10 protein-coding genes are annotated in these 12,118 nt (G+C 67.4%); 6 read left to right on the top strand and 4 right to left on the bottom strand.

The window, feature by feature from the left end:
• Positions 1 to 21 precede the first annotated feature (21 nt).
• Positions 22 to 1,971: an FAD-dependent oxidoreductase gene (locus CTR55_RS23280; protein ID WP_296289771.1), complete on the top strand. Its 1,950-nt coding sequence runs from the start codon at positions 22 to 24 to the stop codon at positions 1,969 to 1,971.
• Positions 1,972 to 2,204: 233 nt separating this feature from the next.
• Positions 2,205 to 2,798, top strand: coding sequence for a cupin domain-containing protein (locus CTR55_RS23285; RefSeq protein ID WP_296289773.1), 594 nt, complete (start codon positions 2,205 to 2,207; stop codon positions 2,796 to 2,798).
• A gap of 270 nt (positions 2,799 to 3,068) precedes the next feature.
• On the opposite strand, the gene waaA is transcribed toward CTR55_RS23285, so the two are convergent.
• Together waaA and CTR55_RS23295 are read right to left on the bottom strand one after the other, a co-directional pair.
• The gene (gene waaA / locus CTR55_RS23290; RefSeq protein WP_296290359.1) at positions 3,069 to 4,340 is read right to left on the bottom strand and encodes a lipid IV(A) 3-deoxy-D-manno-octulosonic acid transferase; all 1,272 of its coding nucleotides are present in this window, start codon (positions 4,338 to 4,340) and stop codon (positions 3,069 to 3,071) included.
• A gap of 174 nt (positions 4,341 to 4,514) precedes the next feature.
• Entirely contained in the window at positions 4,515 to 5,399 is an 885-nt protein-coding gene (locus tag CTR55_RS23295) for a LysR family transcriptional regulator (RefSeq protein ID WP_296289775.1), read from the bottom strand.
• Between the two features lie 141 nt (positions 5,400 to 5,540).
• Between CTR55_RS23295 and CTR55_RS23300 the strand changes: the two genes are divergently transcribed.
• From CTR55_RS23300 to CTR55_RS23315, 4 genes are all read left to right on the top strand, one after another.
• Complete coding sequence (locus tag CTR55_RS23300; protein WP_296289777.1) at positions 5,541 to 5,873, top strand: multidrug efflux SMR transporter; 333 nt, start codon at positions 5,541 to 5,543, stop codon at positions 5,871 to 5,873.
• A 168-nt stretch (positions 5,874 to 6,041) separates the two neighbouring features.
• A complete protein-coding gene (locus CTR55_RS23305) occupies positions 6,042 to 7,217 on the top strand; it encodes an FAD-dependent oxidoreductase (protein WP_296289779.1) in 1,176 nt (391 codons plus the stop codon).
• On the top strand, positions 7,214 to 8,017 hold the full coding sequence (locus CTR55_RS23310; RefSeq protein WP_296289781.1) for an aldo/keto reductase: 804 nt from the start codon (positions 7,214 to 7,216) through the stop codon (positions 8,015 to 8,017). The genes CTR55_RS23305 and CTR55_RS23310 overlap by 4 nt, the downstream gene beginning before the upstream one ends.
• 348 nt (positions 8,018 to 8,365) lie before the next feature.
• Positions 8,366 to 9,277 (top strand): metal ABC transporter ATPase, encoded by a 912-nt coding sequence (locus CTR55_RS23315; protein WP_296289782.1) that lies wholly within the window; start codon positions 8,366 to 8,368, stop codon positions 9,275 to 9,277.
• Between the two features lie 133 nt (positions 9,278 to 9,410).
• Here the strand turns inward: CTR55_RS23315 and CTR55_RS23320 are convergent, their stop codons facing one another.
• Together CTR55_RS23320 and CTR55_RS23325 are read right to left on the bottom strand one after the other, a co-directional pair.
• The gene (locus CTR55_RS23320) at positions 9,411 to 10,616 is read right to left on the bottom strand and encodes an acyl-CoA dehydrogenase family protein (protein WP_296289783.1); all 1,206 of its coding nucleotides are present in this window, start codon (positions 10,614 to 10,616) and stop codon (positions 9,411 to 9,413) included.
• Positions 10,617 to 10,626: 10 nt separating this feature from the next.
• Positions 10,627 to 11,910, bottom strand: coding sequence for an acyl-CoA dehydrogenase family protein (locus CTR55_RS23325; protein WP_296289785.1), 1,284 nt, complete (start codon positions 11,908 to 11,910; stop codon positions 10,627 to 10,629).
• Positions 11,911 to 12,118: the final 208 nt, after the last annotated feature.

Here is a 12,118-nt window from a genome sequence, read left to right on the forward strand (position 1 = left end):
ACAAGAATCCGGAGTTGCCCGATGAGCCAGTTTCCCCACCTGTTCAGCCCGCTGAGTATCCGCGGCAAGGCGCTGAAGAACCGCATCATGTCCACCGGGCACGACACCTCGATGCCCACCGACAACCTGGTCAACGACCAGTTGGTGGCCTACCACACCGCCCGCGCCAAGGGCGGCGTCGGCCTGATCGTGCTGCAGGTTGCCGGCGTGCATGACAGCGCCCGCTACACCTCCCACGTACTGATGGCCACCGATGACGAGTGCATCCCCGGCTACCGGCGCATCGCCGAGGCCTGCCATGCCGAGGGCACTGTGGTGCTGTCCCAGGTCTTCCACCCCGGGCGCGAGATCATGGAATCCAGCGACGGCCTGCTGGCCGTGGCCTACGCGCCTTCCGCCTCGCCCAACGAACGCTTCCGGGTGATGCCGCGCGAGCTGAGCCAGGCGATGATCGACGAGATCGTCCAGGGCTACGCCGACGCCGCGCGCCGCCTGCATGCCGCCGGCATCGACGGCGTGGAAGTGGTCGCCAGCCACGGCTACCTGCCGGCGCAGTTCCTCAACCCACGAGTGAACCGCCGCAGCGACGGCTACAACGGCGACATCGATGCGCGCCTGCGCTTCACCCGCGAAGTGATCGCCGCAGTGCGCGCCGCCACCGATGAAAACTTCATCATCGGCCTGCGCATCTCCGCCGATGAGCGCGACCCGGAAGGCCTCACCGAAGACGAATCACTGCAGGGCGTGAAAGGCCTGCAGAACTCGCTGGACTACGTCCACATCGTCGCCGGCACCTCCGCCTCGCTGGGCGGGGCCATCCACATCGTCCCGCCGATGGCCATCGAAGCGGCCTACCTGGCCAACGAGGCCGGCACCTTCAAGCGCAACCTGGACATCCCGCTGTTCGTCACCGGGCGCATCAACCAGCCGCAGGAAGCCGAGCTGATCGTCGCCCGCGGCCAGGCCGACGTGTGCGGCATGACCCGCGCGCTGATCTGCGACCCGCAGATGCCGAGCAAGACCGAAAGCGGCCACGTCGAGGACGTGCGCGCCTGCATCGCCTGCAACCAGGCGTGCATCGGCCACTTCCACCGCGGCTACCCGATCTCCTGCATCCAGCACCCGGAAACCGGCCGCGAACTGATCTATGCCGAACGCAAGATGGCCACCCAGCGCAAGCGAGTGCTGGTGGTCGGCGGCGGGCCGGCGGGCATGAAGGCCGCCGCCGTCGCCGCCCAGCGCGGCCATGAGGTCACCCTTTGCGAAGCCAGCGCCCAGCTCGGCGGACAGGTCAACCTGGCCCAGTTGCTGCCGCGCCGCGCGGAGTTCGGCGGCGCCTCCACCAACCTGCAACGCGAGATGCAACTGGCTGGCGTCGAAGTGCGCCGCAACACCCGCGTCGACCGCGCGCTGGTCGAGCAGGAACGCCCCGACGTGGTGATCGTCGCCACCGGCGCCAAACCCTATCGCCCGCCTTACGAGGAAGCCGGCGAACTGCAGGTGGTGGACGCCTGGCAGGTACTGCGCGGCGAAGTGAAGCTGGGCCGTTCGGTGCTGGTCACCGACTGGCGCGCCGACTGGATTGCCCCCGGCATCGCCGAGCGCCTGGTACGCGACGGCCACCAGGTACACCTGGCGGTGAACGGCACCCACGTCGGCGAAAGTCTGCCGCTCTACGTGCGCGACCACCTGGCCGGCGAGCTGCACCGCCTGGGCATCACCATCACCCCGTACGCCCGCCTGTACGGCGTCGACGACAGCACCGTCTACCTCCAGCACACCGCCAGCGGCGAGCCGATGCTGGTGGAAAACATCGACACTCTGGTGCTCTGCCAGGGCCATCAGCCGGTGGACGAACTGGCCGACGAGATCGCCGACCTGGCCGAAGTCCGCCGCATCGGCGACTGCCTGGCGCCGCGCACGGCAGAGGAAGCGATCTACGAAGGGCTCAAGGCGGGCTGGGCGATCTGAGGCGCGGTTGAATGGGGGCGCTCCGATTTTCCCGGCTTGCTCCTGAGTAGGATGGCGTGGAGCGCAGCGATACCCATCAATGCCCGAGCAGCGTCAGCATGGGTATCGCTGCGCTCCACACCATCCTACGACGAGCAGAACCTGGGACGACCCATGGCTCCCAATGAAGAAACAAAGGACCCGGCGCATTGTTTAGAATGCCCCACGACGCCAATCGCCAGGACCACCGCCGCATGAGCCGCAAAGCCCCGCAGGAAGCCCCCGCCAACGCCGAAGCGCAATTCCTCGGCACCCGCATCCGCGGCCTGCGCAAGCGGCGCGGCATGACGCTGGCGGAGCTGGCCGAGCAGAGCGGGCTCACCGCCGGCTACATCAGCCAGCTGGAACGCAACCTGGCCTACCCGTCGATCCCGGCGCTGTTCAACATCGCGCGCAGCCTGGGCGTGACCATTCAGTGGTTCTTCGCCAGCGAAGTGCAGGTCGACCCGGCCGACGCCGGTTACGTGGTGCGGCGCAACGCCCGCACCAGCGTGCATTACGAAGATGGCATCGTCGACGAACTGCTCAGCCCGCAGCCCAGCCGCCAGCTGGAAATCCTCCACTCGCGCTTCCCGCCGGGCACCTACAGCCAGCAGAGCTACAGCCATGACGGAGAGGAAGCCGGCTACCTGCTCAGCGGCACCTTCGAGCTCTGGGTGGGTGAGCGTCATTTCGTGCTCAACGAAGGCGACAGCTTCAGCTATTCCAGCCAGGAGCCGCACCGCTACGGCAACCCCGGAGAGGTGGATGCCGTGGTGCTCTGGGTGATTACGCCGCCGACTTTCTGAGCAGCTTTTGTAGGAGCGAGCTTGCTCGCGAACGCTCTTCGGTGACTTCGGCGTCAAGCGGGTTCGCGAGCAAGCTCGCTCCTACAGGCACCTTGGGATTTGGGGCGCGGAAGGAGGCCCTCTCCCTGAAGGGAGAGGGAGCCGTTCGGCGTTGTAGGATGACGCCGAGTCAGCCGGCTGGCTCAGAATTTTCACAGCGCGCCAGATCAGTCCCCTCTCCCTTCAGGGAGAGGGTTAGGGAGAGGGAAAATCCCCCGATCCGAAGCACGATCAGCCCTTGATCAACCGCCCCAGCCCATCCAGCAAACGCACCAGTGCCCCCTGATTGGCCTTCATCACTCCCAACCCAGCTTCGGCCATGCGCTCGGAAGCAGCGGGCTCGTCCCACAGGGCCGCCACGGCGACAGCCAGCGAAGGTGCATCAGCCACTTCGCGCAGCGCACCGACCTCGCGCAATTGCCCAGCAATTTCCAGGAAGTTGAACAGGTGCGGGCCGGACAGCACCGGCTTGCCCAGCGCCGCCGGCTCCAGCAGGTTGTGCCCGCCATTGGGCACCAGACTGCCGCCGACAAAGGCGACATCGGCCAGCGCATAGAGGAACAGCAGCTCGCCCATGGTGTCGCCCAGCAGCACCTGGGTGTGCGCCGTCACCAACTCACCGAGGGAGCGACGCTGGGTGCGCAAGCCCTCACGGGTGCACAGCTCGTACATCGGGTTGAAGCGTTCCGGGTGGCGCGGCACCAGGATCAGCAGCGCGTCCCGGTGTTTCTCCAGCAGTTGCCGATGAGCCGCCAGAACAATCTCGTCTTCCCCAGCATGGGTGCTGGCGGCGATCCAGATCGGCCGCTGTTGCGCCTGCCACTGGCTGCGCAGCTCATGGGCACGCGCCAGCAGCTCGGGGTCGATGGTCAGGTCGAACTTGATCGAACCGGTCACGCTCACGCAGTCCGCACGCGCGCCAAGCTGGCGGAAGCGCTCGGCTTCGGCCTCGGTCTGCACGGCGATCCAGCTCATCTCTTCCAGCATCGGCCGGGTCAGCCCGGCGAAGCGCGCATAACCGCGCGCCGAGCGTTCGGACAACCGCGCATTGGCCAGCGCCACCGGAATGCCGCGCTTGGCGCACTGGTGGATGTGGTTAGGCCACAGCTCGGTTTCCATGATCACGCCCAGCACCGGCCGCGCCCGGTCGAGGAAGCGCGCCGCCGCCCAGGGCAGGTCGTACGGCAGGTAGCAGTGCTGCACCTGGTCACCGAACAGCGCGCGGATGCGCTCGGAGCCGGTGGGCGTCATGCAGGTAACGGTGATCGGCAGACCGGGGTAGCGCTGCATCAGCGCGCGGATCATCGGCGCGGCGGCGATGCTCTCGCCCACCGACACTGCGTGCACCCAGATACCGCCGGGCTTGAGCGCCGGCAGACCGAGGGCGAAGCGCTCGCCGACGCGCTGAGCGTAGGCCGGCGCCTTGCGCGAACGCAGGAACAGGCGCAGCGCGACCAGCGGCAGGCCCAGGTGGAACAGCAGGGTATAGAGGGTCCGGTTCATGGCGGCGGAGAGTAGCAAATTAGCGGGCTCGGCGGCCGCCCAATCCTGCATGGACACCGTTCCTGGTAGGAGCGAGCTTGCTCGCGAACCGCTTGACGCTGCAGCAGCCGGGAAATCCTGTTCGCGAGCAAGCTCGCTCTTACGAAGAGCAGATCGGCGCGGGATCTGGCGATGTCACACCGGCGAAGCGAGATGTTCGGCAAAGCACTCGCCCAACCACTGCGCCGCCGGCCCCAGCGGCTCGTCGCGGCGCCAGACCAGCTCCACAACCAGCGGCGGCGGCGTCCAGTCGCTGGCCAGTTCCACCAGCAGCGGCTGGTAAGCCGGGTACTGCGCCACGTGGGTCGGCAGCCAGGCCCAGCCCAGGTCGCGCATCAACAGTTCGGCCATGGCGTAGAAGCTGTCGGCGCGCCAGACCAGCGGGCTGATCTGCTCGCCGCCGGGGTAGTGGCTGTCCTGCGGGGCCATGAGCAACTGGCGATGCCGCGCCAGCTCGCGCCGGTCGGCGTAGTCCAGCTTCGCCAACTCGTGCCCGGCGCCGCACACAGTGACCATTTCGATGGTGCCCAGGCGCTGCCGCTCCAGCGCTTCCGGCATGCCCTCGTGGTGGAACAGCAGGCCAAGGTCGGCGCGCCGTTCCAGCAGCTTGCGCGCCACGTCGCCCTGGGCGCCGCTGGCCAGTTGCACCTCCAGGGTGGGGAATTCCTGCGCCAACGCCTGCAGCCCGGAGAGCACCGGCTGGTAAGGCATCGCCTCGTCCTGTGCAAGGCGCAGCAACGGCTCGGTGCCACGCACCAGCGCCAGCGCGCGGCTTTCCAGGCGCTCGCACTGACGCAGTACTTCGCGGGCTTCATCCAGCAGCGCCCTGCCCTCGCCGGTCAGCACCGGCTGGCGGCCGCTGCTGCGCTCGAACAGGGTCACGCCCAGGTCGCTCTCCAGCAGCGCGATGGAGGAACTCACCGCCGACTGCACGCGCTGGAGCTGCCGCGCCGCCGCCGAAAAGGAAGATTGATCGGCGACGCTGACGAAGAGTCGCAACTGGTCCAGGTTCCACTGCATGGCCCCACTCCAAACCTATCTCACAAACAGATAGGTAATGACTTTATCCCATCATCCAGCGGACTAGAATGCCCGGCAGAATCGAACGTCAGCTGCGTGTCGCTCATACCGAGCGGCGTGTCGTTCCGGGGAGCACCCACCATGCCCGGCTATCTCTATCTTGCTATCGCCATCGTCGCCGAAGTCATCGCCACCGCTTCGCTGAAGTCGGTGAAGGGCTTGTCCACGCCCCTGCCGCTGGTGCTGGTGATCGTCGGCTATGCCATTTCCTTCTGGATGCTCACCCTGGTGGTGCGCAGCATCCCAGTGGGTATCGCCTACGCCATCTGGGCGGGCCTGGGCATCGTGCTGGTCAGCATCGCGGCCATGGTGCTCTACCAGCAGAAGCTCGATACCGCCGCCCTGTTCGGCATGGGCCTGATCGTCAGCGGCGTGGTGGTGATCCAGCTGTTCTCCGGCAACGCCGGCCACTGATGCGGCGCCGTCAGCATTCTGTAGGAGCGAGCTTGCTCGCGAACCAGCCGCCGCGCGAGGCGTTCGCGAGCAAGCTCGCTCCTACAAAGGCAGCCTGAGGCAACGGGCGTTTGCCGTCGCCCTCAAGCGTTATACTGCGCGCTTCGTTTTTCCCTTCGAGGCGCTTTCATGTCCGAATCCCTGAGCACCGACATCCTCATCGTCGGCGGCGGCATCGCCGGTCTCTGGCTCAATGCCCGCCTGCGCCGCGCCGGCTTTTCTACTGTGCTGGTAGAGAACACCGCGCTGGGCGGCGTGCAGAGCATGCGTTCACAGGGGATCATCCATGGCGGCACCAAGTACGCCCTGCACGGTGCGCTGACCGGCGCCTCGGAAGCCATCGCCGACATGCCCGCGCTGTGGCGCGACTGCCTGGCCGGCACCGGCGAGGTGGACCTGCGCGGCACGCGTGTGCTCTCCGACGCGCATTACCTGTGGTCGCCCGGCGGTCTGGCCGGCAACCTCACCAGTTTCTTCGCCAGCAAGGCAGTGCGCAGCCGCGTCGCCCAGGTGAAAGGCAACGACCTGCCGCCGGCGTTGCAGGACAAGGCCTTCAAAGGCAAAGCCTACCGCCTCACCGAGCTGGTGCTGGACGTGCCCAGCCTGATCGCGCGCCTGGCCGAACTGGCCGGTGACAGCCTGCTGGCCGGCGAACGCATCGAAGCCCTGCGCGATGCTGACAAGCTGGTTGGCCTGCGCGTGGACGGCCGCGAGATCCGCGCCCAGCGTGTGGTGCTCAGCGCCGGTGCCGGCAACGAGGCGCTGCTGCGCGAACTGGGCCTGGAACGCCCGGAGATGCAGCGCCGCCCGCTGCACATGGTGCTGGTCACCGCGCCGACCCTGAAACCGCTGTACGCCCACTGCCTCGGCGGCGGGCCGAAACCCCGCGTCACCGTCACCACTCACCCGCTGAGCAACGGCGACTGGGTCTGGTACCTGGGCGGCGACATTGCCGAAGCCGGCGGCGTGGCGCGCAACGAAGCCGAGCAGATCGCCGAGGCGCAGCGCGAGCTGCACAAGCTGGTGCCCTGGATCGACCTCTCCGCCGCACGCTGGGCCACCCTGCGCGTGGACCGCGCCGAGCCCTCGCAGAACAACCTGCTGCGCCCGGACAGCGCCTTCCTCGCCGAAGAGGGCGCCCTGCTGGTCGGCTGGCCGACCAAGCTGGCGCTGGCGCCGAACTTCGCCGACCGCGTACTGGAATCCCTGGAGAAGAGCGGCATTCGCCCACAAGCCAATGCCGCCCTGCCGGACCTGCCGCGCCCGGCCATGGCCCGCCCGGTGTGGGAGGAACTGCTCGGATGAAGACCCTGCATCACCTGCACCGCCCGCTGGGCAGCACTGGCCTGAACGTCTCGCCACTGGGCCTGGGCACCGTGAAGCTCGGCCGCGATCAGGGCGTGAAGTACCCTGAAGGCTTCCGCATCCCCGATGACCGTGAGGCCGCCGATCTGATCGCACTGGCCCGCGACCTGGGCATCAACCTGATCGACACCGCGCCAGCCTATGGCCGCAGCGAGGAACGCCTCGGCCCGCTGCTGCGCGGCCAGCGCGACCAGTGGGTGATCGTCAGCAAGACCGGCGAGGAGTTCGTCGGCGGCCAGTCGCTGTTCGACTTCAGCGCTGTCCACACGCGTCGTTCGGTGGAACGCAGCCTGCAGCGGCTGGAGACCGACTACATCGACCTGGTGCTGGTGCATTCGGACGGCAATGACCTGGACATCCTGCGCGGCACCGAGGTCTACGCGACCCTGGAGCGCCTGAAGGAGGAAGGGCTGATCCGCGGCTTCGGCTTCTCCGGCAAGACCGCCGACGGCGGCCTGCTGGCCCTGGAGCGCGGCGACTGCGCGATGGTCACCTACAACCTCAACGAGCAGGCGGAAAAGCCGGTGATCGACCATGCCCAGGCCCATGGCCGTGGCATCCTGATCAAGAAGGCCCTGGCCAGCGGCCACGCCACGCTCGCCCCCGGCGTCGACCCGGTACGCGCCAGCTTCGAGCTGGTGCTGGGCCATCCCGGCGTCGCCAGCGCCATCGTCGGCACCATCAATCCGTTGCACCTCGCGCACAACGTGGCGATCGCCGCCGAGGTGCTCGACCACTGATCGGCGGTCATGTGGATTACCTATTCCTGTGCCATGCTCCAACTCCCTCGGGAAAAACCGGGGGCACAGAAACTGTCGCCAGCCGGTGATTCACGCGCAAAAGCTTCGGAATCACCAAGCCTTTCAGGGAAAAATCCGGAAATCCTTTCGATTTTCGATGACACCAGGAGCGGTGTCAGGCTGTCCAGGTTGTAGCGACCCCGTAATGAACGATCGGCCGGACTGTCTTCCAGGACAGTCAGCGTTCGCGTCGGCGTCGCTTACCCAGGTAAGGACGCGCCAGCGCAACCCGGCGCCTTGTACGACCAGGCCCTGCAAGAGCAGGCCCTGCAAGAAAAGGAAGCCCACATGCCCCGTACGCTCGCCCGCAAGGACCCGACCGCCTTCAAGACCCTGCCGCTGCTGGTGGATGCCAGCCCGAAAGGTCTCGCCTACCAGACCCTCGGCAAGCCCCTGAACTTCGCCCAGGTCCTGGAAAAGCGCCGCCCCATCGAGATCAACGAGACCGAACGTTTCACCACCGAACTGGCCAACCTTGGCGTTTCGGTGCGCCTGACCCTGAACTACCAGGGCCGCGACCACTGGATCCTGGTGCGCCAACGTCGCCTGGACCGTGGCGACACGGTGCTCAAGCTGATTTCCGGCTACGTGCCGGCCCACGAACTGAACCTGCCGCTGCTCACCGCGATCCAGGAAGTCGCCGAGGAATGCCTGGTGGAAACCGCCGACGGCTGGCTCGGCGGGCGCTTCGGCGACACCTGGCTGCCGACGCCCTACGAGGGCATCCTGCGCTACCGCGAGAGCAGCCACTTCTCCCTGACCCCGCTGTCCGGCGCCGCGCGCCCGGTGCAGGCCGGTGCGTTGCGTTTATTGGAGCGCCCGCAGGCCTACGTGCACCTGCCGACCGCCTCGCTACAGCTGGTCTATGACTTGCGCCTGGAGCTGCCCAAGGATGCCCGCGAGGTCAGCCTGTTCCATGTCGACGAGAAGCTCGAAAGCGGCCCGCTGGTGGCGCGGCTGGACCGCCGTCGCCCGGACATCTATCTGCTGCCGCTGGAGCATGGCCAGCCGACTGGCGAACTCTTCACCCTGAGCAAGGGCGAGCTGTGCAAGGCCAGCACCCGTGGTCTGTGGCTGTCGGAGAGTTTTGCCGAGCAGGATGGCTGGCTCGTGCGCGAGGAACGCATCCGCTTCCGCGAATGGATGGAGCAGTGGCCGCCCGCCGCCGGCAATGCCGGCAGCGGGCGGCGCACGGCCTGATTCCGCCAGCGTGAAACGGCCTGGCGGCCGCACTCACCTGTAGGAGCGAGCTTGCTCGCGAACCCGATCAACCGGCCACGCTGGTGCAGGGCGGTTCGCGAGCAAGCTCGCTCCTACAAAAAAGCGCTCTGTCTTACTTGAGCTGGCTGGAACTCTTGCCCAGCAGCCGCCGCGCCACGATCAGCAACTGGATCTGCTGGGTGCCTTCGAAGATGTCGAGGATCTTCGAATCCCGCGCCCACTTCTCCAGCAGCTCCTCTTCCCCGTATCCCAGCGCGCCGGCCAACTCGACGCATTTCAGCGTCACCTCGTTGGCCACCCGCCCGGCCTTGGCCTTGGCAATGGAAGCCTCTTTGGAATTCGGCAGGCGGTTGTCAGCCATCCACGCCGCCTTCAGGGTCAGCAGGCGCGCCGCTTCCCATTCGGCTTCCAGGCGATACAGCGTCGCCTCGGCATGGCTGGCGCTGAGCAGCGGCTGGCAATAGTCGAAGCGGCAGCCGGCCTTCTTCAGCAGCTCGCGGGTGCGGTCCAGCGAGGCCTTGGCCACGCCGATGGCCATGGCAGCCACCAGCGGGCGGGTGTTGTCGAAGGTTTCCATCACCCCGGCAAAGCCTTTCTGCACGTCGATCTCGGCATTGCCCAGCAGGTTGGCGGCCGGCACGCGGCAGTCGCTGAAGCTGATGGACGCGGTGTCCGACGCCTTGATGCCGAGCTTCTTCTCCAGGCGGGTGACGGTCATCCCCGGCGTACCCTTCTCCACCACGAAGGATTTGATCGCCGCGCGGCCCAGCCCCTTGTCCAGGGTCGCCCAGACCACCACCGCGTCGGCGCGGGCGCCGGAGGTGACGAAGATCTTCTCGCCATTGAGCAGGTAGTGATCACCCTCGCGGGTGGCCGTGGTGCGGATCGCCGCCGAGTCCGAGCCGCAACCCGGCTCGGTGATGGCCATGGCCGCCCAGGTGCCGGAGAAGCGCTTGAGCTGCTCCTCGTTGGCCACCGCAGCGATGGCAGCGTTGCCCAGGCCCTGGCGCGGCATGGCCAGCAGCAGGCCGGTGTCGCCCCAGCACATCTCCATCACACCCAGGCAGGCAGAGAGGTTGCCACCGTTCTTCACCCCCTCCTCCGCGCCGGCCTTGCGCTTGCTGGCCGAGGTGGCGCCCACGGCATCCGGCGAGCCGGCGTTCATGCCGTCCAGCAGCGCGGCCAGCAGGTCCAGTTCCTTGGGGTAGGCGTGCTCAGCCTTGTCGTACTTGCGCGAAATCGGTCGCAGGTAGTTCTCCGCCACTTGGCGGGCCTGGTTCTGCAAGGTGCGGAATTTCTTCGGCGTCTCGAGGTACATGCAAAGCTCCTTACAGGTGCAGGCCGCCAGCCATCAGGCTGACGGCGCGCAGGTCGCGGTACCAGCGCTCGGCCGGGTGTTCCTGGGTGAAACCGTGGCCGCCGAGCAGTTGCACCGCATCGGTGCCGATCTTCATCGCCTTCTCGGCGCAGAGCAGCTTCGCCAGATAAGCCTCGCGGTGGAACGCCTGGCCACGCTCGGCCAGCGCGCAGGCGCGCCAGACCATCAGGCGCATGGCGTCCAGTTCGATGGCGATGTCCGCGATCATGAAGGCCACGCCCTGGCGATGGCTGATCGGTTCGCCGAAGGCCTCGCGCTCGTTGCAGTAGGTGATCACATAGTCCAGCGCGGCCTGCCCGGTACCCACGGCCAGCGCGCACCAGGCCAGCGCGGTGTGATAGAGGAAGGCCTGGTAGTCAAAGCGCTCCGCCGCCAACCGCTGTTCGGCCGGAACCTTCACGCCCTTGAGGCGAACCCGCGCGGTGCCGGTGGCCTTCAGGCCCATGGCCGGTTCGGCGCGCACCTCTACCCCCCTGGCGCGGGTGTCGATGAGGAACAGCGCCGGGCCGTCGCCGGCATCGGCCGCGACGATCAGCTTCTGCGCATCCACGCCACGCACGACCAGGCACTTTTCGCCGGTCAGCGTGTAGCTCGAACCGCGCTTACGCGCCTTGGTGGACAGGCGCAGCGGGTCGGCCAGCAGTTGCGGCTCGTTCACCGCGATGGCGATCAGCGGCGCCGCCTCTTCGCTGACGAAGGCCGGCAGCCAGCGCGCCTGTTGTTGCGGCGAGGCCCAGCGGCGAATGCAGTTGGCCGCCGACAGCGGCACCAGCAGCGCAGCGGCCAGGCTCAGGTCGCCACGGGCGAGAGCTTCGGCGATCAGCGCGTTGGTCACCACGGTGCGCTCGCCGGCCATGCCGCCGTGCACTTCGCTGACGCCATAGTGGGTCAGGCCCAGCTCCTGCGCCTGGGCCAGCAACTCAAGGCTCAGGCTGGCCTTGGCGTCGGCCTCATGGGCGGCCGGGCGCAGCACTTCGACGGCGAAGCCTTCGAGCATCTCCACGAGCATCTGCTGCTCGTCGGACAGGGACAGGTCGAACAGCCCGTCCGGGTCGACCTTGCGCGGGGTCTTGGGCTGCTTGGCGGCGCGCTCGCTGGCCAGCCGGAAGCCGGTGCGGCTGCCGCTGTAGAGGAGTCTTTCAAAAGGCTTGCGCAGCTTGAGTCGGTCCGGCCAGTCGGCCTGGGCGACACGGTTCAGCACGGCCAGGGCGCGGCCCTGCACGTCGGTGGTCATGGCATCTCGCTCCGCGGAGGGTGGATGCCCCGATCATGCGCTTCACAATGCCGCAGGGACCATGACCGCTTTGCCGCCAGGTACTGGCAACGCGGTCAGTGAGGAGACCTGTAGGAGCGAGGGGGACGCCATCGTTATTGCTCGCGAACAGAGCCAATCGGCCACTCTGTCGTTTGGCGATTCGCGAGCAAGCTCGCTCCTACAAAGA

It is taken from the genome of Pseudomonas sp. (genome assembly GCF_002796985.1).
GTDB lineage: Bacteria > Pseudomonadota > Gammaproteobacteria > Pseudomonadales > Pseudomonadaceae > Pseudomonas.